The 370-nt window shown below is 40.0% G+C and carries 1 rRNA gene; it reads right to left on the reverse strand.

From position 1 onward, the window contains the following. Positions 1 to 268 precede the first annotated feature (268 nt). Positions 269 to 370 (reverse strand): 16S ribosomal RNA (locus WFH39_RS21160); the annotation flags it as partial.

Here is a 370-nt window from a genome sequence, read left to right on the forward strand (position 1 = left end):
TCGGGCAGGCTCGAACTGCCGACCTCTACATTATCAGTGTAGCGCTCTAACCAGCTGAGCTACGAGACTTTGTATGAGTAATGGGTGATGAGTTATAAGTAATATACTTTTCCCCTTCTTCATTTCTCAATCTCTTTCCCTTTTACTAATTTCTAGTGGGTTTTGTATTTTTTATATATATCAACCAAATAAAAAACTAAAGCTTTTCTTTAAGTAAGTGCTTTGTGTATTGCTACACTAATTTTGTTTATCGTCTAATGACGCTCTAAAATGAGATGTTCCAGCCGCACCTTCCGGTACGGCTACCTTGTTACGACTTAGCCCTAGTTACCTGTTTTACCCTAGGCAGCTCCTGTTACGGTCACCGACT

Source organism: Chryseobacterium sp. MMO-72 (assembly GCF_037146035.1).
Lineage (GTDB): Bacteria > Bacteroidota > Bacteroidia > Flavobacteriales > Weeksellaceae > Chryseobacterium > Chryseobacterium indicum.